The sequence below is a fragment of the Niveibacterium umoris genome, assembly GCF_014197015.1.
In the GTDB taxonomy this organism is placed as follows: Bacteria; Pseudomonadota; Gammaproteobacteria; order Burkholderiales; family Rhodocyclaceae; genus Niveibacterium; species Niveibacterium umoris.
The window spans coordinates 421,100-445,719 of record NZ_JACIET010000001.1; the positions used below are offsets into that span (position 1 = coordinate 421,100).

At 64.8% G+C, this 24,620-nt stretch carries 23 protein-coding genes; 11 read left to right on the forward strand and 12 right to left on the reverse strand.

The window, feature by feature from the left end; translation table 11 throughout:
* Nucleotides 1–75: 75 nt before the first annotated feature.
* From GGR36_RS01820 to GGR36_RS01835, 4 genes are read left to right on the forward strand one after another with little or no spacing between them, the layout of a single operon-like run.
* Nucleotides 76–522: an NUDIX hydrolase gene (locus GGR36_RS01820; protein ID WP_183634861.1), complete on the forward strand. Its 447-nt coding sequence runs from the start codon at nt 76–78 to the stop codon at nt 520–522.
* Nucleotides 523–546: 24 nt separating this feature from the next.
* Nucleotides 547–1,641, forward strand: coding sequence for a tRNA 2-thiouridine(34) synthase MnmA (mnmA, locus tag GGR36_RS01825; RefSeq protein ID WP_183631283.1), 1,095 nt, complete (start codon nt 547–549; stop codon nt 1,639–1,641).
* A 31-nt stretch (nt 1,642–1,672) separates the two neighbouring features.
* Complete coding sequence (locus tag GGR36_RS01830; protein ID WP_183631285.1) at nt 1,673–1,915, forward strand: hypothetical protein; 243 nt, start codon at nt 1,673–1,675, stop codon at nt 1,913–1,915.
* Nucleotides 1,896–2,294 carry a hypothetical protein gene (locus tag GGR36_RS01835; protein WP_183631287.1) on the forward strand — a complete coding sequence of 133 codons (399 nt, stop codon included), beginning with the start codon at nt 1,896–1,898 and terminating at the stop codon, nt 2,292–2,294. Before GGR36_RS01830 ends, GGR36_RS01835 begins: the two co-directional genes overlap by 20 nt.
* 8 nt (nt 2,295–2,302) lie before the next feature.
* Here GGR36_RS01835 and GGR36_RS01840 read toward each other — a convergent pair whose 3' ends face one another.
* Nucleotides 2,303–3,778, reverse strand: coding sequence for a wax ester/triacylglycerol synthase family O-acyltransferase (locus GGR36_RS01840; protein ID WP_207064327.1), 1,476 nt, complete (start codon nt 3,776–3,778; stop codon nt 2,303–2,305).
* A 96-nt stretch (nt 3,779–3,874) separates the two neighbouring features.
* Here GGR36_RS01840 and GGR36_RS01845 point away from each other — a divergent pair, with 96 nt between their 5' ends.
* On the forward strand, nt 3,875–4,132 hold the full coding sequence (locus GGR36_RS01845) for an acyl-CoA-binding protein (protein WP_183631291.1): 258 nt from the start codon (nt 3,875–3,877) through the stop codon (nt 4,130–4,132).
* Nucleotides 4,133–4,174: 42 nt separating this feature from the next.
* Here GGR36_RS01845 and GGR36_RS01850 read toward each other — a convergent pair whose 3' ends face one another.
* Nucleotides 4,175–4,456, reverse strand: coding sequence for a polyhydroxyalkanoic acid system family protein (locus GGR36_RS01850; RefSeq protein WP_183631293.1), 282 nt, complete (start codon nt 4,454–4,456; stop codon nt 4,175–4,177).
* An 86-nt stretch (nt 4,457–4,542) separates the two neighbouring features.
* On the opposite strand from GGR36_RS01850, the gene fadD reads away from it, so the two are divergent.
* Nucleotides 4,543–6,222 carry a long-chain-fatty-acid--CoA ligase FadD gene (fadD, locus tag GGR36_RS01855; RefSeq protein ID WP_183631295.1) on the forward strand — a complete coding sequence of 560 codons (1,680 nt, stop codon included), beginning with the start codon at nt 4,543–4,545 and terminating at the stop codon, nt 6,220–6,222.
* A 174-nt stretch (nt 6,223–6,396) separates the two neighbouring features.
* Here fadD and GGR36_RS01860 read toward each other — a convergent pair whose 3' ends face one another.
* Nucleotides 6,397–6,741: an ArsR/SmtB family transcription factor gene (locus GGR36_RS01860; RefSeq protein ID WP_242533114.1), complete on the reverse strand. Its 345-nt coding sequence runs from the start codon at nt 6,739–6,741 to the stop codon at nt 6,397–6,399.
* Between the two features lie 133 nt (nt 6,742–6,874).
* Between GGR36_RS01860 and GGR36_RS01865 the strand changes: the two genes are divergently transcribed.
* The 5 genes from GGR36_RS01865 to GGR36_RS01885 all read left to right on the forward strand — a co-directional run bounded on the left by GGR36_RS01865 (nt 6,875) and on the right by GGR36_RS01885 (nt 12,324).
* On the forward strand, nt 6,875–7,897 hold the full coding sequence (locus GGR36_RS01865; RefSeq protein ID WP_183631297.1) for an efflux RND transporter periplasmic adaptor subunit: 1,023 nt from the start codon (nt 6,875–6,877) through the stop codon (nt 7,895–7,897).
* 10 nt (nt 7,898–7,907) lie between these two features.
* Complete coding sequence (locus GGR36_RS01870) at nt 7,908–11,123, forward strand: efflux RND transporter permease subunit (protein WP_183631299.1); 3,216 nt, start codon at nt 7,908–7,910, stop codon at nt 11,121–11,123.
* 18 nt (nt 11,124–11,141) lie between these two features.
* A complete protein-coding gene (locus GGR36_RS01875; RefSeq protein WP_183631301.1) occupies nt 11,142–11,360 on the forward strand; it encodes a YgaP family membrane protein in 219 nt (72 codons plus the stop codon).
* A gap of 66 nt (nt 11,361–11,426) precedes the next feature.
* A complete protein-coding gene (trxC, locus tag GGR36_RS01880; protein WP_183631302.1) occupies nt 11,427–11,858 on the forward strand; it encodes a thioredoxin TrxC in 432 nt (143 codons plus the stop codon).
* 13 nt (nt 11,859–11,871) lie between these two features.
* Nucleotides 11,872–12,324 carry an OsmC family protein gene (locus GGR36_RS01885; RefSeq protein WP_183631303.1) on the forward strand — a complete coding sequence of 151 codons (453 nt, stop codon included), beginning with the start codon at nt 11,872–11,874 and terminating at the stop codon, nt 12,322–12,324.
* Nucleotides 12,325–12,570: 246 nt separating this feature from the next.
* Here GGR36_RS01885 and GGR36_RS01890 read toward each other — a convergent pair whose 3' ends face one another.
* The 9 genes from GGR36_RS01890 to prfB all read right to left on the reverse strand — a co-directional run bounded on the left by GGR36_RS01890 (nt 12,571) and on the right by prfB (nt 24,615).
* Nucleotides 12,571–13,407, reverse strand: a complete 837-nt coding sequence (locus tag GGR36_RS01890; protein WP_183631304.1) for an outer membrane lipoprotein — start codon at nt 13,405–13,407, stop codon at nt 12,571–12,573.
* 130 nt (nt 13,408–13,537) lie between these two features.
* Nucleotides 13,538–15,460, reverse strand: coding sequence for a bifunctional tRNA (5-methylaminomethyl-2-thiouridine)(34)-methyltransferase MnmC2/FAD-dependent 5-carboxymethylaminomethyl-2-thiouridine(34) oxidoreductase MnmC1 (gene mnmC, locus GGR36_RS01895; protein WP_183631305.1), 1,923 nt, complete (start codon nt 15,458–15,460; stop codon nt 13,538–13,540).
* Between the two features lie 33 nt (nt 15,461–15,493).
* Nucleotides 15,494–17,002 carry a lysine--tRNA ligase gene (lysS, locus tag GGR36_RS01900; protein ID WP_183631306.1) on the reverse strand — a complete coding sequence of 503 codons (1,509 nt, stop codon included), beginning with the start codon at nt 17,000–17,002 and terminating at the stop codon, nt 15,494–15,496.
* Between the two features lie 257 nt (nt 17,003–17,259).
* Nucleotides 17,260–18,363, reverse strand: coding sequence for a GGDEF domain-containing protein (locus tag GGR36_RS01905; RefSeq protein ID WP_183631308.1), 1,104 nt, complete (start codon nt 18,361–18,363; stop codon nt 17,260–17,262).
* Between the two features lie 58 nt (nt 18,364–18,421).
* Nucleotides 18,422–21,211 (reverse strand): AAA family ATPase, encoded by a 2,790-nt coding sequence (locus GGR36_RS01910; RefSeq protein ID WP_183631310.1) that lies wholly within the window; start codon nt 21,209–21,211, stop codon nt 18,422–18,424.
* 5 nt (nt 21,212–21,216) lie between these two features.
* Nucleotides 21,217–21,927, reverse strand: coding sequence for a hypothetical protein (locus tag GGR36_RS01915; protein WP_183631312.1), 711 nt, complete (start codon nt 21,925–21,927; stop codon nt 21,217–21,219).
* A gap of 6 nt (nt 21,928–21,933) precedes the next feature.
* Nucleotides 21,934–22,212 carry a DUF1294 domain-containing protein gene (locus tag GGR36_RS01920; RefSeq protein ID WP_183631314.1) on the reverse strand — a complete coding sequence of 93 codons (279 nt, stop codon included), beginning with the start codon at nt 22,210–22,212 and terminating at the stop codon, nt 21,934–21,936.
* Between the two features lie 2 nt (nt 22,213–22,214).
* Complete coding sequence (locus tag GGR36_RS01925) at nt 22,215–23,477, reverse strand: hypothetical protein (RefSeq protein WP_183631316.1); 1,263 nt, start codon at nt 23,475–23,477, stop codon at nt 22,215–22,217.
* A 33-nt stretch (nt 23,478–23,510) separates the two neighbouring features.
* Nucleotides 23,511–24,615 (reverse strand): peptide chain release factor 2 gene (gene prfB, locus GGR36_RS01930; RefSeq protein ID WP_183631318.1). Its coding sequence is split into 2 segments (ribosomal slippage): nt 23,511–24,533 and nt 24,535–24,615, totalling 1,104 coding nucleotides; the frame shifts between segments, so codons are not numbered across the junction.
* Between the last annotated feature and the right edge of the window lie 5 nt (nt 24,616–24,620).

Below are 24,620 nucleotides of genomic sequence, written 5' to 3' on the forward strand. Positions count from 1 at the left end.
TTAGCCGATTCCGCGCCGGCACCGGCAGCCACGCGTGCGCGCGCTAAAATGGCGCTTTACTCGCCGGAGTCCGCTATGCGCTGGAGCCCGCATGTCACCGTCGCCGCAGTGGTGGAAAACCAGGGGCGATTCTTGCTCGTCGAAGAAGAGACGGACTACGGAGTGCGCCTGAACCAGCCGGCGGGCCATCTTGATGAAGGCGAATCGCTGCTTGCCGCGTGTTCGCGCGAGGCGCTGGAAGAGACCGCGCATCGTGTCACGCCGCTGTCCTTGATCGGCGTGTATCAATGGCCGCGACCGCGTGGTGACATCACCTATGTGCGTTTTGCTTTTGCGGCAGAGCTGGCGGGCTTTGACGAAGGCCGCACGCTCGACGCGGGTATCCTGCGCGCTGTCTGGATGACGCGCGACGAGCTTGCCGCCTGCCCGGAGCGGCACCGCAGCCCACTGGTACTGCGGTGCATCGACGATTACCTGGCCGGCCGGCGCTTCCCGCTGGACCTGATCCGGCACTACGACTGAGACACAACGATGAGTGGCAATGGCATGAAAGTGATCGTCGGGATGTCCGGCGGTGTCGATTCTTCTGTGGCGGCGCTGCTGCTCAAGGAGCAGGGCTATCAGGTGATTGGCCTATTCATGAAGAACTGGGAAGACGATGACGACGACGAGTACTGCTCGACGCGGCAGGATCTGGTGGACGTCGCGTCGGTCTGCGACGTGATCGGTATCGACCTCGAAGTCGTGAACTTCTCCAAGGAATACAAGGACCGTGTGTTCGCCGACTTCCTGCGCGAATACGAGGCGGGTCGCACACCGAACCCGGACATCCTGTGCAACAGCGAGATCAAGTTCAAGGCTTTCCTCGATCACGCGATGCAACTCGGAGCGGACAAAATCGCGACCGGCCATTACGCACAGGTGCGGGAATGGCGCAACGATGGCCGCACGACCTTCCAGCTAATGAAGGCCGAAGACGGCACCAAGGACCAGAGCTACTTCCTCTATCGACTGAACCAGGCGCAGTTGTCGAAGACGCTGTTCCCGCTGGGGCACCTGTACAAGCGCGATGTCAGGCAGATCGCCGAGAAGGCCGGCCTGCATGTGTTCGACAAGAAGGATTCGACCGGCATCTGCTTCATCGGCGAGCGCCCGTTCCGCGAATTCCTGATGCGCTACCTGCCGACCAAGCCGGGCGAGATCCGCACGCTGGATGGCGACAAGGTGATCGGCGAACACCAGGGGCTGATGTACCACACCATCGGCCAGCGCAAGGGGCTGCATATCGGTGGTATCAAGGGCAACGACGTGGCCGGGGAGCATGAGGCCTGGTACGCCGCGGTGAAGGACGTGAAGAAGAATGTGCTGTACGTCGTGCAAGGTCATGAACACCCGGCGCTGTTGAAGGAGCGCCTCAGCGCGATCGACCTCAACTGGATCGCTGGCGAAGCGCCGCGTACCCACTGGGTCTATACCGCGAAGCCGCGTTACCGCACCCCAGATTCACCGTGCGAGATCGATGCGCTCGACGCCGAGCGCTGCGAGATCGCCTTCGCCGCGCCGCAGTGGGCGCTGACGCCGGGCCAGTCGGTGGTGGTGTACGAATCCCGCGTCTGCCTTGGCGGCGGCATCATCGCCTGACATGTCAATACGCAGCGCCCGCCATCGCTTGATGCTGGCGCTGCTGATATCGCTGCTGGCGCACGCAGTGTTGCTGCTGGTCGAGTCGCCTGCGGTGCGGACACCGGCAACGCGCCTGCGTGCGTTTTTGCGTCCGCGGCCCCCAATCCAGCAAGCGCACGAAATCAACATGGCGACGACACCTTCCGGGGTGCCGCGGGCGCTCAAGGGCGGGGCGGAAACGGCAGGGCGGCGGATTGTCCGCAGGGGCGAAAGTGCGCGCCGATTTGCCTGACACGCCAAGCGTCGTCGAAAACGCTGCCTCGAAGCGTGGTCAGGAACTCGCCGATGCGGCGCGCGCCGACATCGGCCGCATTTCGCGCGACATGGTGCGGCAGGAGGCCGCACTCGACCCTTCACGCCTGCAAAAGGACTTCGGCAAGCCGCGTGAGTTGCCGAAAGACGCGGTGGCGCGTGCGCTGGAAAAACAGTTCGGCCGGCGCCTGCCGTTTCGCGAAGAATCGCACTGGGTGGACGCAACCGGTGGCATGACCTGGCGTATCGAGACCGAGCTGGGCGCCGTATGCCTGAAGGAGATGCCGGTCACCGCGACGATCACCGCGCCCGGGCAGGGCCCGGGCCACGAACTGCTGGTGCCGATGTACTGCCAGTAGGCGGCGGATCAGTCTTCGCCGAGATCGGCCTTGACGTGCTCTTCGACCTCGTGCGGACGTTCGAGGCGATCCCATGGTTCCATCAGCACCAGCCACATCAGCTTGTCGAATTCGTCGGCGAAGCGGCAGATCACGCGGTCGGGGTCGGGGCAATGCCGGTGGTCGGTGATCAGCCCGAACTGCACCGCGTTGTTGTACGACAGGATGCTCACGCCCATGCCAATGTTGCCGCTCTGCGGCACCCAGAACATCAGTTGGCTGACCTCTGCGCCGCCGAGGTAAAGCGGTTTCTGCGGGCCGGGGACATTGGTCATCACCGCAGACGCCTTGTTGGCGAGCAGGTCCAGCGCTTCTTGCTGCACGAATTTCGGTGCCATGCCGGCAACACCGAGCAGGGTGAAGGCAAGCGCGGCCTGGTAGGAATGCTTCAGTGCCTCCATGCGGCGCTTGGTCTCGTAGAGGCGTTCGAGCGGGTTGTCGAGCCCGACAGGCAGTTCGAGCGCGACGAGGCCGAAGTGGTTGCCGAGCTTCGCCTCCTTGCCGGCGGGGCGCAGATTCACCGGCACCATCGCACGGAATTCGACGCCATCGACCGGATCGCCCTTTTCCTGCAGGTAGGCACGCAATGCGCCTGCAACCGAAGCGAGCAGCAAGTCGTTGATCGAACAGCCCAGTACCTTGCTGACGGCCTTGATTTCCGGCAGCGGCAGCGGTGCCGACCATGCCACCCGCTTGGCGACGCCTGCCTTGCCCTTAAAGCGGGTCTTGGAGTCGTCGGGCATCAGCGCGAGGTGCGCCAGTTCGCCCGCCAGCGCTGCGCCCATCTTGGCGTAATTGAAGGCCTTGCCGGGGTTCATCAGCATGTCCATGTAGCCGAACCACAGCTTGCTGCTGACCGATACCGTACTGAGCCAGGCATCGGTGGCGGGGCTGAAGATCTTCCACCAGAAGGCGTCCGTGTCGGCGTCGTGCTCCGGTTTCGCGATGCGCGGTTTGTGCGCGTGCGCAGCCGGGCCTGGCGCGTCGCGATGCTCGTCGGTAAGCGAGAGCATGACGCCGATCAGCGCTATGCCGTCGGCGATGCAGTGGTGGATCCGCGCCACCAAGGCCGACACGCCTGCAGGCGTGTCGATGATCTGCATTTCCCATAAGGCGCGCGCAGGGTTGAGGGGCTCGCTGGCGAGCCCGGCAACGTGGGCCTTGAGGGCATCGAGATCGCCCATTCCTGGCAGCGCAACCTCGCGCACGTGGTTGTTGATGTCGAATTCCGGATCGTCTTCCCAGTAAGTCGCGGTGAGCGTATGGGTCACGCGCTGGCGAAATCGCGCATAGCGATCGACCATGCGGCGCTGGATCGTCTCGCGCAGGCGAGGGGCATCAACCGGTGCGTCGAACAGCATCACGCCGACGATCTGCATCAGGTTGCTTGGCCGGTCCATGCGCAGCCACGCCGTGTCGATGCTCGACATCTTTTCGCGACCCATTGATTCCTCCCTCATTGTTTTGGGCGTAATAATACGGCTGCGGCGCGAAAGCGTCGCCCGTTATTCTTCACACAACCGGACGACAAGGAGACCGCAATGAGCGACCTGAAGGCGCAATTCGAGGCAGCTGTGGCCGATTCCAAAACGCTGACCGAGCGCCCGGACAATGCGACGCTGCTCAAGCTCTACTCGCTTTTCAAGCAGGCCAGCGAGGGGGATTGCGAAGGCAAGCGCCCGGGGTTCACCGATCCGGTGGGTCGCGCCAAGTACGATGCGTGGGCGAGCCTGAAGGGCACGACCAACGACGATGCGATGAATCAGTACATTGCGCTGGTCAAGGAACTGAAGGGCTGATATCCAGGTGCAAACGGTGGCGGGGAGGCCGCCGTTTCGCTTTCAGGCGGGGCCGAACTCTTCGTCGAAAAACTTGTGGATTTCCGCTTCGAAGGTGCTTCGGAACATCCCGAGCAGGAAGCCCAGCTTGATGCGGATTTCAACCGTGTCGCCATCGACTTCAAGCTGGCCGGTCACGCCTGATCGCGCGAACACCAGCGTGTCGTCCTGCCACTCATAGTCAAGTTGATGTTTGGCCCTCAGGTCGGCCGCGACGCGTTCGGCCGCCGCCCGGGCTTGGTCGGGGGTGAGGGTGTGGGTGCGCCGGATATGGATTTCGCTCATGGTGGGGCGGGAGTTTGCGCCCAAGCGGCGCGGCCTGCCAAGATGGCAATACAAGAAAAACCCGGGGGGCCGGGAGGAGGGGAAGGATGGAACCGATCTGGCTGAAGAGCTATCCGGAAGGCGTGCCGCACGAAGTCGACCTGAGCAAGTATGCATCGGTCGTCGATGTATTCGAGCAGAGCGTCGCCCGGTTTGCGGACAAGGTCTCGTACATCAACATGGGCGTACGGATGACCTACCGCGAACTCGATCTGCTGTCGCAGGCCTTTGGCGGCTACCTGCAGAGCGAACTGGGGTTGATGCCCGGCGATCGCGTCGCGGTGATGATGCCCAACGTGCTGCAGTATCCGGTCAGCGTGTTCGGCACGCTGCGGGCGGGCGGCGTGGTGGTCAATTGCAACCCGTTGTACACCGTGCGCGAGCTGCATCACCAGCTCAAGGATTCCGGCGCGCGCGTCATCGTGGTGGTGGAGAACTTCGCGCACACGGTCGCCGAGGCGATTGTCGGCACCGCGGTCGAGAAGGTGATCGTCACCGGGCTGGGTGACCTGTTCCCGGGCCTCAAGGGCGGGGCGGTTAACTTCGTGCTCAAGTACGTCAAGAAGATGGTGCCGCACTGGCACATCCCTGGCGCGGTACGTCTGAAGGAGGTGCTGCAGCGCGGTGAGCGCGCTGGCTTTCACGCCGTGCCACGAACGCTCGATGACATTGCGTTCCTGCAGTACACCGGCGGTACGACGGGCGTCTCGAAGGGGGCGGTGCTGACGCATCGGAATATTGTCGCGAATCTGCAGCAGGCCTATTCCTGGCTCGCACCCTGGGTGAAGGAGGGCGAGGAGCTTATCGTCACAGCGCTGCCGCTATACCACATCTTCTCGCTCACGGCGAACTGCCTGACCTTCATGCGCATCGGCGCTGCCAATCTGCTGATCACCAATCCGCGCGACATACCCGGCTTCGTTCAGGAACTCTCGCGTTATCGCTTTACCGCATTGACCGGGGTGAACACGCTGTTCAATGCGCTGTTGAACAACGATGACTTCCGTGACCTCGATTTCTCGACGCTCAAGCTCACGCTGGGCGGCGGTATGGCGGTGCAGCGTGCGGTGGCCGAGCGCTGGCAAAAGCTCACCGGCAAACCCTTGCTCGAGGCCTATGGCCTCACCGAAACGTCACCTGCGGTGACCATCAATCCGCTCGACTTGCCAGCCTACAACGGCACGATCGGCCTGCCGGTGCCATCTACCGAGATATCGATTCGCGACGACACGGGTCATGAGGTGCCGCTGGGCCACCCCGGCGAACTGTGTGTGCGCGGCCCGCAGGTGATGGCCGGCTACTGGCAGCGGCCGGACGAGACGCGCAAGGTGATGACCGCCGACGGCTTCTTCTGCACCGGTGATGTGGCGGTGGCCGACGACAAGGGCTTTTTCCGCATCGTCGATCGCAAGAAGGACATGATCCTCGTGTCCGGTTTCAACGTTTACCCGAACGAAGTGGAAGACGTGGTGGCCGGGCATCCGGGCGTCGTCGAAGTGGCGGCGGTCGGCGTGCCGGACGAGAAATCCGGCGAGGCGGTCAAGGTGTTCGTCGTGCGACGCGACGACTCGCTGACCGAGAAGGCCCTGATCGCGTTCTGCCGCGAACGCCTGACGGGCTACAAGGTGCCGGCGCGGGTCGAATTCCGCGACGAACTCCCGAAGACAAACGTCGGCAAGATCCTCCGACGCAGCCTGCGTGACGAGGAACGTGCGCGGGTAGGCTGAGGTCGTATCGGCGCGGCGGGCCGGCTTTGCGGCTGCCGCGTCAGACTATCCACAATTCCTGTGCATCACTCTGTGGATAGCCTGTGGATGGCGGGCGGACGGACTTGGCCACAGGTGCCCCGCCTGCTGTGCCTCATTTGAAGGCAGGTGATGTGCAGCTTTGTGGCCTCGGCTTCAGCCGGACTGCCGGCTCGCCATCAGCGCCTGATGCAGCGCCAGATCCTTTTCCAGTTCCCTCGCCACCGAATCGCACACCAGTGCGCACAAGTCGTAGATGCCAGGGTCCGCGACGCTGATGATCGTGGTGGTGCCACGCGCAGTGCGCGCAACGATGCCTGCATCGGCCAGCACCCTCAGGTGCTTTGATACGTTGGCTTGGCTGCACTGTGCGATGTCGGTGAGCTCACCGACTGAACGCTCGTTCTCGCGCAGGGAATTGAGAATACGCAGACGGGTCGGATCGGAAAGCGCCTTGAAGTAAAGGGCGACGCGGTCGATTGCTTGTTCAGGTAAGGCCATGATGCTGATATCCGTCGGCGGGAGTGCGCGCTCAATATATCCCATTGGTTATCAAGCGAACAAGTCTTGAAAAGATCGCTTAGTGGTTATATATTGATAGGCAGGCTGAACGCTATTTACAAGGACCGAGGGAATGAAGATCCGTAGTCTGCTTTGGATGGCGTGGGGGGTAAGCGTGTTCGCGGGCGCGGCAGACCTGCCGGTCGCCGCGGTGACGCGCTCGCCGGCTGCTGGCGGCTATGTCGCCGACGCGAGCGTGCAGGCCGTAAGGCAGAGCGTCGTTGCGTCACAGGTACAGGGGCGCGTGCTGGAGCTTGCCGTGAAGGCGGGCGACAGGGTCAGGGCTGGGCAGGTCTTGGCGCGCATCGATGATCGGGAGCTGGGCGCGGCAGAAGCCTCCAGCCAGGCTGCAATTGCCGAGGCTCAGGCGAGCCTGGCAAAGGCGGAGTTCGATCTCAGGCGGAACCAGTCGCTCGCGAAGCAGAACTTCGTCAGTCCGTCGGCGGTGGAGCAGACCGATGCGCAGGTGAAGGCGCTGCGTGCGCGGGTTGACGCGCTGCGTGCCGGCGCCAGCGCAGCCTCGGTGTCGCGCAGCCATGCACTGGTCACTGCGCCCTACGACGGCGTTGTGGCGGCGACGCATGTCGAAACCGGGGACATGGCAGCGCCGGGCAAGCCGATTGCAACGCTGTTCCAGCCTGGCGCACTGCGCGCCGTAGCCTTCTTGCCCGAATCCCAGCTCACTGCCGTGCGCGAGGGTCTGGCGAAGGGAATCGCGCCTGAAATCGAGATCGGCGGCAAGCTTCTCGTCGGCACGCGCACCAGCGTATTGCCCGCTGCTGACCCGAACACCCGCACCACCGAAGTCCGTGTCGATCTGCCGGTTGATGCACAAGGCACGCCGGGTCAGTTTGCACGTGCCCGTTTTGCCTTGGGTGAAACACAGCGCCTGGCGATTCCGCAGGCAGCGGTGATCCGGCGCAGCGAGCTGAACGCGGTGTACGTCAAGACCGCAGACGGCCGATTCCAGCAGCGCCAGGTACGGCTCGGAGAGTCGCTCGGCGGCGGTCGTGTCGAGGTGCTCGCCGGTCTGAAGCAGGGCGAGCAGGTGGCGCTGGAGCCGGTCAAGGCGGGCATTGCCGCCGCGGCGAAGTGAGGCTGAGCGAATGAGCCATACCGATAACCGCCTGGGCATCTCCGGCCGCATCGCAGCCCTGTTCCAGCGTAATGCGATCACGCCGCTGCTCGCGCTCGTGCTGTTCCTGCTGGGGGTGTTCGCGGCAGGCATCACGCCGCGCGAGGAAGAACCGCAGATCAACGTGACGATGGCGAACGTGCTGATCCCCTTCCCGGGGGCATCGAGCACCGACGTCGAACGCCTCGTGGCCGGGCCGGCCGAGCAGGTGCTCGACCAGATCGCTGGCGTGGAGCACATCTTCTCGGTGTCGCGCCCCGGTGTCGCCATCCTGACCGTGCAGTTCAAGGTCGGCGTGCCGCGCACCGAAGCGCTGGTGCGCCTCTACGACACCCTGCACAGCAACCGCGACTGGCTGCCTGCGGGGCTGGGCGTGATGGAGCCGATCGTCAAGCCCAAGGGTATCGACGATGTGCCCATCGTTGCGCTGACCTTGTGGACAAAGGACCCGGACGCGGGCGCGTTCGAGCTGGAGCGCGTGGCCCACGCGCTGGAAGCCGAGGTGAAGCGGGTCAAGGGCACGCGCGAAGTCAGCACCATTGGCGGCCCCGGGAATGCGGTGAACGTGTGGCTGGACGCCGATCGCCTCGCGGCCGTGGGCATGTCGGTCGGCCAGGTTACGCAGGCCTTGCAGGCGCGCAATCTGGTGCTGCCGGGCGGCGAACTGGCTGCGGACAGCAAGCTGGTCCGCGTCGAGGTGGGCACCTACCTGGCCGAAGCGCGCGAAGTGGCCGAAGTGATGATCGGCAGCCGCAACGGGCGGCCGGTGTATCTCTCCGACGTCGCACGGGTAGAGGGTGGCGCACCGATGCCGGGCCGCTATGTGTGGCACGGCGTCACCGGCAAGGCGGCGGGGGAGTTCCCTGCCGTAACGCTGCAGGTGACCAAGAAGGCTGGCGAGAACGCGGTGGACGTGGCCGCAGCGGTGATCCAGCGCGTTGAGGCGTTGCACAACCAGCTCGTGCCGTCGAACGTTGAACTGACGGTGACCCGCAACTACGGCCAGACCGCCGACGACAAGGCCACCAAGCTGATCCAGAAGCTCGCTTTCGCGACCGCCTCGGTGATCGCGCTGGTGTGGTTCGCGCTCGGCCGTCGCGAGTCTGCAATCGTCGGTGCGGCGGTGATCCTGACCCTGGCGGCAACGCTGTTCGCGAGCTGGGCCTGGGGCTTCACCCTCAACCGCGTGTCCTTGTTCGCGCTGATCTTCTCGATCGGCATCCTGGTCGATGACGCCATCGTCGTGGTCGAGAACATCCATCGTCACCGCGCGCTGGAGCCCGACAAACCGCTGTGGGAGATCATCCCTCAGGCGGTGGACGAGGTGGGCGGGCCGACCATCCTTGCGACGCTCACCGTCATCGCCGCACTGCTGCCGATGGCTTTCGTCAGCGGGCTGATGGGGCCGTACATGAGCCCGATCCCGATCAATTCGAGCATGGGCATGTTGTTGTCGCTCGCGATCGCCTTCATCGTCACCCCTTGGCTTGCGAACAAGTGGTTGGGTGCCCACCACGGCGGCGCGGGCGAGGCGCATGCCGAGGAAGCCCGCGAGGGCAAGGTGATGGGGCTTGCACGCAAGGTACTCGGGCCCTTCCTTGATCCGCAGTCCGGAAAGTCGGCACGGCGCAAGCTGTGGGCGGGCGTCGGCGGCGCGATCGTGATCTCGCTCGCACTGCCGGCGATGGAGTGGGTGGTGCTGAAGATGCTGCCCTTTGACAACAAGAGCGAATTCCAGGTGGTGGTCGACATGCCGCCCGGCACGCCGGTCGAGGACACCGCGGCGGCGCTGCGCGAAATGGGCGCGGCGATCTCCAAGGTGCCGGAGGTGACCGACTACCAGGCCTATGCCGGCACCGCGAGCCCGATCAACTTCAACGGGCTGGTGCGCCAGTACTACCTGCGCGCCTCGACCGAACTGGGCGACATCCAGGTGAACCTGGTCGACAAGCATCACCGCCATCGCAAGAGCCATGAGATTGCGCTCGCCGTGCGCCCCGCGTTGCAGGCCATCGCGAAGCGCCACGGCGCGCGGGTGAAGGTCGTGGAAGTGCCGCCGGGACCGCCGGTGCTGAGCCCCATCGTCGCCGAGGTCTACGGCCCGGATGACGCTGGCCGTCGCGCGGTGGCGAAGAAAGTGCTGGCTGCCTTCGAGGGTACCGCCTACATCGTCGATACCGACAGCACTGACACCGCCGCCTCGCCGCAAATGACGCTACGCGTGAAACAGGGCAAGGCTGCGCAGCTGGGCGTGAGCCAGTCGCAGATCGCGCAAGCACTCTACGCCGCAGGGCAGGGCGCGGATGCGACCTGGCTGCACGACGGGCAGAGCAAGTACGCGGTACCGGTGCGGCTGCAGTTGCCGCCCGAGAAGCTGTCGAACCTCGACGCGCTGCTGAAGCTGCCGCTCAGCACCGCGGACGGCCGCACCGTGCCACTCGCCGATCTCGTCGACGTGGTCCACGGCGAGCGCGACCGCGTCATCTACCACAAGGATCTGATGCCGGTGACCTATGTGGTGGGCGACATGGCCGGCAAGCTCGACAGCCCGCTCTACGGCATGTTCGGCATCCGCGGGAAGTTGAATGACCTGAAGCTCGACGAAGGCGGCACGCTGGGCCAGACCTTCATCCGCCAGCCGGACGACGCCTGGCAGGGCTATGCGCTCAAGTGGGACGGCGAGTGGCAGGTCACCTACGAAACCTTCCGCGACATGGGTGCGGCCTACGCGGTTGGCCTGATCCTGATCTACCTGCTGGTGGTCGCGCAGTTCAAGAGCTATCTGACGCCGCTGGTGATCATGGCGCCGATCCCGCTGACCATCGTCGGCGTGATGCCGGGGCACGCGCTGCTGGGCGCGCAATTCACCGCTACCTCGATGATCGGGATGATCGCGCTGGCCGGCATCATCGTGCGCAACTCGATCCTGCTGGTCGACTTCATCAACCTGCAGGTCGAGCAGGGGATTGCCTTCCGCGAAGCGGTGATCCGCTCGGCCGGCGTGCGGGCGCAGCCGATCGTGCTGACCGCGGTGGCGGCGATGCTTGGCGCGCTGTTCATCCTCGACGACCCGATCTTCAACGGGCTCGCGGTGTCGCTGCTGTTCGGCATCGCGGTGTCCACCCTGCTCACCCTCGTGGTGATCCCCATCCTGTACTACGCGCTCAACCAGCGCCGCTTTGCCTGAACATAAGGAGATAGAAACATGACCACCGAACGCCTCATCCGCATCATCGCCGGAGCCTTTGTGATGCTCTCGCTCGCGCTGGGCATCCCCGGCAGCCCGATCTTCGTCAGCCAGTGGTTCCTCGCCTTCACCGCCTTTGTCGGCGTGAATCTCTTCCAGAGCGGCATTACCCGCTGGTGCCTGATGGAAGACATCCTCAGCAAGTTGGGCGTCAAGCGTGGCGGCATCCACGGCTGAACTTTCGTTCGTCTGGAACGTCCCCATATCGGAGAAGTGGCGCGTTGCCATCCCACGGAGAATCCCATGCAAATCGTCTGCCCCCACTGCACGACCCTCAACCGTGTGCCGGAAGAACGGCTCAAGGACGGGCCGGTGTGCGGTCAATGCAAAGCGGCTTTGCTGACTGGCGAGCCGGTTGAACTGACCGAAGCCAACTTCGAAGCCTTCGCGTCCAAGAGCGATCTGCCGGCGCTGATCGACTTCTGGGCGGCCTGGTGCGGGCCTTGCCGGATGATGGCGCCGCAGTTCGCGCTGGCGGCAAAAGAGATGGCCGGTGAAGTCGTGTTCGCCAAACTCGATACCGAAGCTCAACCGCGCATCGCCGGCATGTTCAACGTGCGCAGCATCCCGACCCTTTCATTGGTGAAGGGTGGGCAGGAGCTTGCGCGCGAAGCGGGGGCGCGACCTGCGGCAGAGATCGTGCGTTGGGCTCGCGCGGCCGTTGTCCGCGCCTGAACGGGAGCGAGTCATGAGCGACACCGGTTTCAAGCTGCGTCTGACGCAACAACAGAACTACCAGTTCCTCGTCGAGTTCCTCGACAGCGGGATCCCGCCGATCACGACGGACGAGCCGCCGCCGCTGGGCGAAGACGCGGGGCCCAACCCCTCGCGTCTGCTCGCTGCCGCGGTGGCGAACTGCCTTGCGGCAAGCCTGATGTTCGCGCTGAAGAAGTTCAAGAACGAGCCGGATCCGGTGACGGTGGATGTCGACGTCGAGATGGTCCGCAACGAGGCCAAGCGCCTGCGCGTAGGTGCGGTGAATGTGTCGATCCGGCTGGGCAAGTCCGGCGCGCAGTTCGAGCATCTCGATCGGGTGCTCGCGCAGTTCGAGGAGTTCTGCGTGGTGACCCAGAGCGTGCGCGATGGCTTCGATGTGAAAGTGTCGGTAAGGGATTCGGAGGGCGCGCTGCTGAAGGCATGAATCCCCAGAAGCTGGGGAAGAGCCTGTGGATAAGCTGCGTACGACACCCGCAAGTGCCGCGCCCGAAAGGGAATTATTCCCGTTGCCTCATTTTTGAGCAGGTCGTCCGCGCGTCAAGATACGGTGTCCCCAGAGTCTGGGGGGCAAGCTGTGGATGAACACTGTATGGGACATCCAAGCTACTGATGTGAAAGAAAAATGACGGGCTGCACAAAAAACAGGCAGCCCGCGTTCCAGGTGAGAGGCTTACAGCATCGCAGGCGCGGGGTCGGATTCTGCGCCGCTCGCGGTATTCGCGTGACGACTCACCAGCGTGCCAGACTCCACCCTCACCTTGTCGCCGGCATGCCATTGAGATCCGTTGGTCTGGGTAAGCGTACGCCGGCTGCCATCGTCCATTTGGACGGTGATTTCGTACTGTTGCGTCTTGCGGATGCGTTTTTCCGCTTCGTTGCCTGCGAAGCCACCGAGGATCGCCCCGCCGATGCGGGCCACCTGCTTGCCGGTGCCTTCGCCAACCTGATGCCCGAGCACGCCGCCGAGGATCGCACCGCCAATTGCGCCCAGGCCCGTGCCCTGGCCTTCGTGTTCGACGACGCGCACGCTCTCGACCACCCCGCATTCGTCACAGCGGGCCACCTGCACCGGTCTTGATGTGTCCGGGGCGCGGGTCGGAATGGTCGATGCTGGCCGCTGCTGCGCTTCTTCGCTGTGTGCGACTTCAATCGGCCTGGTTTTGCTGCTCTCGTGATGCTTCACCGGCTTGGTCGTCGTGTGGGCGACTTCACGCGAGGGAACGTGTGCGGGTTTCATTTCAGCCGGGGCTTTGGCAGGACTTGCGACGGGTGCCGCGGGTTCGGACGCAGCAGCGACCGGCGCGATGGGCGCGACCGGTGACGACACGGTGCTCCCGGGGGGCTGCGTTGCCATTGCATCGGATTGCGGCGCGCTGGCGTGGCCGATCGGCAATACGCCGGTCAACGCGGCGATGCCGGTCAGACTGAACAGGGTGACAGAGCCGGCTGCGATCCACAGCATCGGATGCATGCGCGATGTTTGCGGCACGGTGTTGGGACTGAGCATGACTGCCTCCTCGTTAGGGGTATGCAGTCACGATAACGCCGCGTGCGTCAAACAGAGGACAGGTGTTACGCACGCTTACATCTGTATCGCGATTGCCACGCCGCCCATGACGGGGGCGTGGCGATCGGATTCAGATTTCCGGAACCGGAGCGCTGCGGATCTTGCGGAACAGGAAGCGCGCCGGATCCACGCGATCGGCGAGGGACTCGGGCAAGGGCGAAGGTTCATTGGCGATGCGGCTCGCAACAAACTCGGCGAGCAGCGAACACCAGACCAGGCCTCGCGCGCCGAAGCCTGAAAGCATGTAAAGGCCAGCGTGGCGCGGAACACTGGTGAGGTCGAATCCACGCCCGCTCATCACCGACGGCAACTCGCCGGCGATCGGCATGCGGTCCAGCGAAACCGGGCGTTGCCCGACTCGCCCGCCGAGGCGGTCCATCGGCGCATTCCTGGCGAACCCCGGCAGCATTTTCTGCAGCTTGTCGAGGTTTTCAAGGTGATCGCCCAGGCGCACATGGGTCGACTCGTCGTCGGCGAAGAAGGTGGCCCCGGCGCTGGTCACGCCATCGATGGCTGGCGTCGCGTAGCCCTGACCGCAGACCACGGTCTTGAGCGCCGGGACCGCATCTTCAGGCAGGTGCGTGACCTGGCCGCGGGCGATGCGCAAGGGCATCCAGTCCGCCAGCGCCAGGCGTTTTGCGTCGGCTGCGTTGGCCAGCACGATGACCGGCGCTTCCGCAATGACCTGACCCTCGCCGGTCACGGCGCGCCACATCTTTCCGACGCGTTGCAGTCGGGCGACCGTCACGCCGAAACGGCCGGTGATGCGACCCGGGAAGCGGGCGAGGTTGGCGACGCAGAGACTCGGTGGATTGATCCAGCCGCCCAGCTGGAAGTACCAGCCACCGAATGCGACCGGCACGCCGGCAATGCCTTCCGCATGCTTCTTGTCGACGTAGCGGACAAAATCCTGCGGCGCCTTGATCGCTTCGACGACCTGGCGCTGCTTTTCTTCCTGCTCGGCGTCGCGTGCCAGATGCAGTACGCCACACGGCGCCCACTTGACCTTCAACTCTTCTGCCTGAAGGCCCTTGATGTGACGCAGGCCGTACAGGAAGCCGGCGCGGGTGATCTGGAACAGGCGGCTGTCGTCGGCCGAGGGCAGCGGCCGGAACGCGCCGGCCAGATTGCCCGATGCGCCCTGCGCCGGTTGTGGTGCGGACTCGAGCAACTGCACGTCCCAACCGCGGGCCGCGAGTCGCTCTGCCATCGAGGTTCCGGCGAGGCCGGCACCGATCACGATAGCCTTGCGCTCGGTCGGGGTCTGTCTGCGCTCAGAAATCGTCGTCGCGCGGCCGCACAGCATTTCGCGTTTGCCGCCGAAGCCGGCTTGCTTGTCGGTGAGGAATCCCGCCTCTGCGAGCGCGGTCCGCACCCAGGCGGAGACCGACCAGGTTGCGATGCGGGTTTCCGAGTGGGCTCGCTCCGCGAGCGCCTCGAATACAGCGGGTGACCACATGTCCGGGTTTTTTCCCGGTGCGAACCCGTCGAGATAGATCGCATCCGCCTGCGCATGCAGTTCGGGCAGCATCATGTGGGCCTCGCCGAAGAGCAGGGTCAGGGTGACCAGGTCTTCGTCGAAGTGCAGGCGGTGGAAGCCCGGCATCTGCAGCGGCCATTGCGCACGCAGCTTGGCGGCGAGGTCCGGCGGGGCGCCGGACGCGGCATGTGCTTCGGCCAGATCCGAGACCGAAAACGGGTGCTTTTCCACCGAAATGAAATGCAGGCGGCGGCTGCGTTTCGGGTCCGTCCGCCAGGCTTCCCAGGTGGCGAGGAAATTGTGTCCGAGACCGAATCCGGTCTCGATGATCACGTAGTCCTCGAGGCCACGCCAGCCGGCAGGCAGCCCGCAGCCACCGAGGAACACATGACGCGCCTGTCCCATCGCCCCTGCGTGGGGGTGATACACGTCGTCGTACTTGATCGAGTACGGCGTGCCGTCTTCGCCGAAGTGGAGGCTCGCAGTATCGAGGGGGCGGTAGTCAGTGCTCACTCTGGGGTGCTCGCGTCGAACGGGTGGTCCAGATTACTCCGGACGCATCTGCGGGAACAGGATGACGTCCCGGATTGCAGGGCTGTCGGTCAGCAGCATGACGAGGCGGTCAATGCCGATGCCGCAACCACCGGTTGGCGGCAGGCCGAATTCCAGCGCACGGACGTAATCGGCGTCGTAGTACATCGCTTCTTCGTCGCCAGCGTCCTTCGCCTTGACCTGCTCCAGGAAGCGCTCGGCCTGGTCTTCCGGATCGTTCAGCTCCGAGAATCCGTTGGCAATTTCGCGGCCGACGATGAACAGCTCGAAACGCTCGGTGATCTCGGGGCGCGTGTCGGACTTGCGGGCCAGCGGGCTGATCTCGGTCGGGTAGTCCACGATAAAGGTCGGCTCCCAGAGCTCGGCTTCGGTGTTCTCTTCGAACATCAGCAGTTGCAGCGTACCCAGACCGACATCACCCTTCACCGGCACCTTCATCGCGGCAAGCTTGTCGCGCATCCAGGCCGCATCGTTGAGCTGCTCCATCGAGAAGCCCGGGTGGTACTTGTGGATCGCCTCGGCCATCGTCAGGCGATGGAAGGGCTTCGACAGGTCGAGTTCGCGACCCTGGTACTGGAATACCTCGGTGCCGAGCGCTTCGCGCGCCGCGTGGCGCAGCAGCCCTTCGGTGAAATTCATCAGGAGGTTGTAGTCGGCGTAGGCCTCGTAGAACTCCATCATCGTGAATTCGGGGTTGTGGCGCGGCGACAGGCCTTCATTCCGGAAGTTGCGGTTGATCTCGAAGACCTTCTCGAAGCCCCCGACCACCAGGCGCTTGAGGTAGAGCTCCGGCGCGATGCGCAAGAACAGTTCCATGTCCAGCGCGTTGTGATGGGTGACGAAGGGCTTTGCCGCTGCGCCGCCCGGGATCGGATGCATCATCGGCGTTTCGACTTCCAGGAAGCCGTGACCGCTCATGTAGTTGCGGATCGACTGTACAAGGCGGCTGCGCGCAACGAAGGTGTAACGCGACTCTTCCGAAGTGATCAGGTCGAGGTAACGCTGGCGGTACTTGGTTTCGACGTCCGTCAGGCCCTTGTGCTTTTCCGGCAGCGGGCGGAGGCACTTGCTCAGAAGCCGGATCTCGGCGGCCTTCACCGACAGCTCGCCGGTCTTGGTCTTGAAGATCGTGCCGACGCAGCCGACGATGTCGCCCATGTCCCAGGTCTTGAAGTCGGCGTATGCATCTTCACCGATCGCGTCGCGGGTAACGTAAAGCTGGATGCGGCCGGACAGATCCTGCACCGTGATGAACGAAGCTTTCCCCATCACCCGCTTGAGCATGATGCGGCCGGCCACCTTGACTTCGACCGGGTTGGCTTCGAGGGTCTCGTTGTCTTTCTCGCCGTACAACTCGTCCAGTTTGCCGGCGGTATTCTCACGACGGAAATCGTTGGGATAGGCCTTGCCGGTCTCGCGCCATTTCGCGAGCTTGGCGCGGCGCTCCGCGATGATGTGGTTTTCGTCCTGGGCCGGGATCTGGGAGTCGTTGTTTTCGGACATGGCGGAAGCTCAAGGCAAGGCACGCGACCGCCCACGCAACGTGGCGATCCGGGGCAAGGGTGCCCCACGGTGCAAAGTCTTGAATTTTGACATATTCCTGCGCCGAAGTGGCCGTCGGATAAGGCTTGCGCCATTGCAGGCCGTGGCTTCTCGGCGCACGGCAGCAGGAACGGTGATTGGACGAAGGGGTGAAACAAGGGCGGCGCCGGATTCGGCGTCAAGCAGACGTGCCACGTCACCGCGTCGGCTGCGCGGCCTCAATCGAACAGCGCGTCGATATCCGCCTGCAACTCGGTATTGTTGTCGGTTTGCTTCGGCCCCTCGATCAGCCCGCGGTCGACCAGATCTTCATAACAATTGACCTGGTTGCGCCCATTTTCTTTCGAGAAATACAGCGCTTCATCTGCGTGACCGAGCATTTCGGCGGGCGGTAGAGAGGGATTGATGCGGGTATAGCCCGCCGAAGCGGTCACTTGTCCGACCTGCGGGAATTCGTGGGTTTCGACGGCCTCACGGAAGCGCTCGAAAATTGCCCGCGCGTCCGTCTCGCTGGTGTTACGCAGCAACACCACGAACTCCTCGCCACCGAAACGGAACAGCTTGTCGCGCTGGCGGAACGAGTGCTTCATCAGTTCGGCCACGCGCAGCAGTACTTCGTCGCCGAACAGGTGGCCGAAGGTGTCGTTGATGCGCTTGAACTTGTCGATGTCGATCACACCCAGCCATGAAGGCCGGTCCGCCGCGTCTTCCTGCCGGCGTTCCGGGTTGGCCTGCTGCGAACGACCGACGCTTGCGATGAAGCGATCGAAGTTTTCATCAAAAGTCTTGCGGTTGAGCAGGTGGGTGAGCGTGTCGAGTTCGGCGTAATCGAGCAGGTCGAGTTGATTCTGATAAAAGTGGGCGACATGCAGGAACGCATCGCGCACGCGCGGTTCGGGTGCGGCATTGCTGGTGGCAACCAGCAGGGCGTGTGGATTGCCGGGATCGCCCATCGCCAGCGCGAGTCGGTAGTTCCCTTCGTCGTTTTCTTCGGCAACGCCATCGCGCGAACGGATCGCGGTATCAAGGAAACTGTCGTCATGCAGCGCGACCGGTGGATGTTCCTCGTCTTCGTTTGCGACATGTTCGCCGCTTTGCGTCGCGACCGCCACGATCGCGCCGACCGGGCCGCTGGGCGAGGCACTGACCGCGTATAGCGTGACTCCCGAGGCGCCGAGCACGTCGCGCATCGCGGTGACGAGGCGCAAGGTCATCTGCTCGCGGTCGCGGCTGGACGACATGGCCCGCACCTGCCCGAGCAGTTTGAACATGCTCTGGTCAGGTGCTCCGGCGAGGCTGGCAAGTCCCTTTTTATCGCTCATGTCTGCGCTGGCGGTGTGGATTAGTCACTTATCGGCAATGTTTGCGCCGGCTTGAGGGCTAGATTTCGCGTCGTAGCACGCCGATCGGAGGCGCCCAGTCCTCGCCGCCCTTCTTCTTGCGGGTCACCAGGGTCAACTGGGCGGGCTGGAAGACGTTCGCATTGTGCGTAACCGGCGTGGTGATCAGGTATTGCGCCCGCGTCGCGCGCAGGAAGGCGCCGACACGGTCGATGTTGGCCACATCAAGGTGCGCGAAGGGTTCATCGATGAAGACGAAGCCGCCGGGCCGTGCGTCGTCCATCAGCAGCGCGACGAGCAGGATCATCGACTTCATCACCTGCTGGCCGCCCGAGGCTTCGCCGTCGTTGAGCGTCTGGATGCCCTTCTGGTCGAAGTCGAACTGCACCTCAAGGCCTGCGGTGTGCAGTGCGAGGTCGTCATTTTCCAGCAACGGCGTGGGGCATTCGACATGGATGCCGGCGAGGTCGCCGAGCGCGCGCAGGTTCTTGCCGTACTGGCGGACCGTGGCACGCAGCTTCGCGATATAGGCCGAGCGCGCGTCATCGACCAGCACCCGGGTGCGTTCGCAGTAGGCATTGCGTTCGCCATAGTCGCGTTCGCGGGCGTCGAGTTCGAGCTTGAGCTTGTCACGCACGATCAGCACTTGCTCATCGGTCGCCCAGTCGCCTTCGGTCAGGCGTCGTTTGAGGCGGGCCAGTTCGTTGCGGGCGCCGGCGAGACCGTTGAACTGTTCGGCAAGCCCGGCCTGAGTCTCCGCGGCCAGCCAGTGGCGCGGCATGCCGCGGCGCTTGCTGCGCAGGCGCATCAGGCGCGCAGCCTGTTCCAGCCGCTGCGGGCGGGCATCGGCGTTCAGCCGGACCAGCGCTTCGCGCGCGACGCGTTCTTCGTCGCGGCGACGGTTGGTTTCGATGTCGACGCCGCGCAGGCTTTCCTCGCAGCGTTGAACCTCGGCTTTCGCTGCGTCGCGATCCCGTTCGGCCTGTGCCAGCGCGGCGCGTGCCGCGGGCAACTCGTTCGCGGCGGCCTCGAACTCCGGCGCGCGCGCCAGCATCAGCTCGGCGGCCTGCAGGCCCAGCAGCTTCTCGCGACAAGCGCGCAGGCGGGCATCGGCCTCGTCCTGGCGTTTCTGGGCTGCCTGCAAGCGGGCATCCAGATCGCGGACTTCGGTATTGAGGTTGTCGACGCGGGCGGTGCGGGCCAGTGCGCCGAACCAGAATTCGTGCGGAACCCCTAGGTGGCGAGCGCCGCGGCGTTCGCGGTGATAACCGTCGGGCGTGATCCAGTCCTGATCCTTGGGCAGCTTGCGCGCCGCGTCGGCGCTTTCGATCCGGCGGATGCGGTTGAGCAGGTCGGCCAGCCAGCGCGGCGGGTCGCCGGCAAAGCGCACGACTTCGAGCAGGCTGCCGGGCATCGGGCCCGGGCAGGGCGCGCGTTCGGCAACCAGGAAGTGGCGGAAACGTTCCCGCTCGCCCAGCGCCCAGGCTTCGTACCGATCGTCTTCGCGTTCGAGCAGCAGCAGCGAACGGTAGGGGCGCAGGATCGCCTCGACCGCACCTTGCCAGGCCGGGTCGGTGACCTCGGTGATCTCGGCCAGTGCGACATGTTCGATGCCGGCAGCGCTCAGTTCGCCACGGAAGCGGCGCACATCCGCTTCCTGCGGCGGGCCTGCCTTGTCGCGTGCCTGGCGCAGTTGTTCGGTGACTTCCTCGAAGCGCGCCTTGAGCGCACGCACTTCGCTGCGCGCGGTGTCGGCGGCGGCGAAGGCGGCGGAGGCCTCTTCCTCGCTGGCGACGGCGTCGGCGCCATGCTCGCGGCCAACCCGTTCGCGCAGGGCATCGCGTTCGGACACAAGGCGCTCCAGGTCGCGCAGGCGGTCGCGTGCGGCCAGCCAGACATGCTCGTGTTCGGCCAGTGCGGCCTTGGCATGGCTGACCTGTTCCTTCGCGCCGCCGCGTTCGACGTCCAGTTCCGCCAGGCGTGCCTGAGCGCGGGCCAGGCTGGCGACGCGCTCACGGGTTTCTACCTTGTCGCCCCGCAGCTTGGCGCGGGCCTCGCCGGTTTCGCGGACGAGTTCGGCCACTTCCAGGCGCGGAATGATCTCGGCTTCGAGCGCTTGCGTTTCGCGTGCAAGGTCGCGCCATTCCAGATATCGGTCCGCTTCCAGACGCTTGGCTTCGGCCTGTGCGCGCAGCTTTTCGAGGTCCAGCGCCAGCGATTCGAGTTCGCGTAGCGCCGTCTGCTGCTCCGAGCGGGCGGCCTGGTAGTTGTCCAGCACTTCCTTGTCGCCGAACACGTCGAAGACCAGGTCGAGCAGCGCCCGCGGCGTGTATTCGCAGAGCTTGTCGGTGTCGCCTTGCTCCAGCGCCAGCACCTTGGCGATGGCCGGGGTCAGGCCGGCGTAGGCCAGTCGCGTCTGGTAGTCGCGCAGGCCGGCCCATTGCGTGGATTCGTCGAGCACTTCGATCGGCACGATGCCGTCTTCGATCACGTATTCGCGGATCCAGTCGCCACCAGCGCGCTTGATGCGGCAGGCGAGCGTGATGTCGTCCTTCAGGCAGGGGAAGAAGGGGCGTTTGCCGGTCGGGCCCGGGCGGTTGGCCACCGTGGCGCGGATCCACGCGACGCCCGCATTCGCGCGGCGCACGTAACGGCGGAATTCCCGCTTGCCGGAACAACGCAGCGCGAACAGCGTACGCAGCGCGTCGAGCAGGGTCGTCTTGCCCGAGCCGTTGGGGCCGACGATGGTGATGATCTGGGCATCCAGCGGCACCGTGAAGCGGCGCCAGAAATCCCAGTGAACCAGTTCGATTTCGCGGATGTGGAACATGCGGGTCAGGCGTCTTCTGTGTGATCGGGGGCGCTGCTGTCGGCAGGTTCGTCTTCTTCGGTCTCTTCGTCGAGCGAGGGCACGCTGTGCCCCGCCGCGGCCAGCACGTCGGCGAGCGTGCCATTGACGATGCGGTCGGCGAGCACGCGGTAGTCGAGCAGTACGTCGAGCAGCGGCCCTTCATGGATCATGTTGTTGCGGCGTTCGATGAACCCGAGGCGGGCGAGCTTGCCGAGTGCGAAGTTGCGCACCTTGGTCTTTCCACCGAGCTGGCTGCCGAAGTCGGCGAGTAGCGACGCCTCGGAAATTGCGCCGGAGACTTCCTCGCCGTGGGTGATGGGTTTTTCCTGGCCGAACATGTCGTTCTGGCCATCGTCGTCGCGCTGGCGCCGGCCCAGCTGCCGTTCGCGCTTGGGCAGGATGATCAGCGCCCAGATCACGATCAGCAGCGCGATCTCGTCGCGCGTCAGGCCCATCGTGCTGGCTTGGTAGTCGCGGCCGCCGAACACGGCGTCGAGCATGTCTTCCTTCAGCCCCACCGCGACATGGGCCGCGAAGGGGTTATCCAGCAAGGTCAGGCCAACCTGAGCCAGCCGATGCTCGAGTTCATGCCGGAAGGTCTCGTCCACCAGCGCGCGCTTGACCTGCGCATCAGTGCGCGGCAGCCAGCGGTGCGCCAGCAGGCGGGCGGTGAGGGTGGTGATGTCGTGTTCCATGGCGCCTCAGTGCTGCGCGAGAAGGGCGGGCGCGAGGTACGCGGCCGCGGCGAGGTTGGTGACCACGGTCAGCCAGAAGCCGATCTGGAAAGAGACTTTGCGGGTCTTGTGGCGGAACAGTTGCTGCGCGAGCAGACCGCCGGGCCAGCCGCCGGCAAGGTCGATCAGGTGCAGGGTGGCTTCGGGGGTACGCCGAGCGCCACGGAATGCGGCGCGTTTGTCGCGGGCATAGGTGGCCGCCGACACGATGCTGAGCAAGCCGTAGAGGGTGATGAGGGTCGGCACGATCACGACTCAGCGCGACGCACGATGTTGCCCGCCGACATGAACGCGACCTCGTCCTGATGGACCGGCACCAGTCGGTCTTCGAGCACCAGTTCGTAGGGCAGTTGCGTGAGGTCAGCGACCGGGCCTTCGGCCTGCGCCTCGACGCCGCCGAGCAGTGCGAGCAGTGAGAGCCGGTAGCTTGCCGGGCCGAAGCCGCCGCCCAGCACCAGGCGCTGCGCTGGCGCGGTTTCGGCGACGTTGATCAGGCGGTCGGTCAGCTTCCAGAGCAGCGAGAGGTCTTCCGATTCCGGTGCGATGTTCTGGTCTACGACTTGCGCGGGCGGCAGGCGGGTGTCGGCTTCCATGCGCTGGACTTCTTCCGACAGCGCGCTCTCGGCGCGGTCCAGGAGTTCATGGCCGCCTGCGACAAAGTGGGTTTGCGGCGAGGCGCCGAGCGCGTCGTTGGCCAGTGCAGCGATCTCGGCGGTGGGCTTGCCGCGCAGCCAGACCATGACGTCGGAGGACGAGACGCCGGATTCGCCGAGCGTGACGCGCTGCGATTCGATCTTGTTGAGCGCGCGCTGGAAAGCGGCATCCACCCGCGCGAGCTTGCTCTGCGCGAGGCCGATGGCGTGGGCGACGCGGGCAATCTCGGGCGTGACTTCTTCGACGTCAAGCAGCGAGCGCAGGATGTCGGTGCCTTTTTCGAGCCAGCGCACGTTGGCGGTAAGGCGGCTGCGCGCCTCGACGATGCGGAACTCGGAGCCCGACGCGATCGCCTCCTCGAAGGATTCGGTCAGTGCATTGAGCTTGGCCAGCAAGTGCTGCAGCACTTCGGGCGTAACCGTGCCAGTGACCTGCATGCCGGCGAGCTGGGTGGTGAGGAAGCCGAGCTCGGCGTCTTCGTCCTCGCCGAAGCGCAGCAGCACCGAGACCGCCGCCATCGCGTTGCGGCCCGCGTCGGTGAGCTGGTACTGGCGGTCTTCGCCGAACACCAGCAGACCGTTTTCCCGCAAGCGCGCGAGCACGGTTTCGAGCTTGATCGGGTCGAGGTAGGCGAAGTGGCGGCGCAGTTCGTCCGGGCCCCAGCGCGGGGTTTCCGCGCGGCCGCCGATTTCGCGCAGCATGTGCAGGCGGATGAAGACCTCTTCGTCACCGCCGCGGAACAGCGTAATGAATGCGGCGACCATCGCCTGCGCGCGGGCGAGCGACCACAGCGCCGGCACGTCGTCGAGCGACACGCCGGCGGCAAGGAAGTCATCGAGATTGAAGCTGTCGTTCATGCAGGGCGGGGCGGCAGCGCCACCCCGGGGTCCTTAGACGCCTTGCTTCAGGCTGGCCTGGATGAAGCCTTCCAGGTCGCCATCGAGCACTGCTTGCGTGTTGCCGACTTCGTAGTTGGTGCGCAGATCCTTGATGCGCGACTGGTCGAGCACGTAGGAGCGGATCTGGTGGCCCCAGCCGATGTCGGACTTGGTGTCTTCCAGCTTCTGCTGCTCGCTCTGGCGCTTGCGCAGTTCGGCCTCGTAAAGCCGCGCACGCAGCATCTGCCAGGCCTCGTCACGGTTGCGGTGCTGCGAACGGTCGTTCTGGCACTGCACGACGATGCCGCTGGGGATGTGCGTCAGGCGCACCGCGGAGTCGGTCTTGTTGATGTGCTGACCGCCCGCTCCCGAGGCGCGGTAGGTGTCGGTGCGCACGTCGGCCGGGTTGATGTCGATCTCGATCGAATCATCGACCTCCGGGAACACGAATACCGAGCAGAAGCTCGTATGGCGGCGGGCGTTGGAATCGAATGGGCTCTTGCGCACCAGGCGGTGGATGCCGGTCTCGGTGCGCAGGTAGCCGTAGGCATAGTCGCCGCCGACCTTGATCGTGGCGCTCTTGATGCCGGCGACTTCGCCTTCGGATTCTTCCAGCAACTCGACGGTGAAACCCTTGCGCTCGCAGTACCGCAGGTACATGCGTTCGAGCATGCCCGCCCAATCCTGCGCCTCGGTGCCGCCGGCGCCGGACTGGATTTCGATGAAGCAGGGGCGTGGGTCCATCGGGTTGTTGAACATTCGGCGGAATTCGAGGCCGACCACCACCTCTTCCACCCCGGTGACGTCGGCGTCGACCGCTTCGACGGTGTCCCAGTCTTCCTCGGCCTGGCCCATCTCGAACAGCTCGCGGCAATCGGTGAGCCGCGCGACGATGTCGTCGAGCGTGAGCACCACGCCTTCGAGCGATTTCTTTTCCTTGCCTAGTTCCTGAGCCCGCGCGGCATCATTCCAGACGTTCGGGTCTTCCAGTTCGCGATTGACTTCTTCGAGACGGCGATGCTTGGTCTCGTAGTCAAAGATACCCCCGTAGGGCGTGCTCGCGGGTCTTCAGATCCTCGAGCTTGTTGGCAATCGCGTTGATGCGTTCGGCGTCCATGCAGG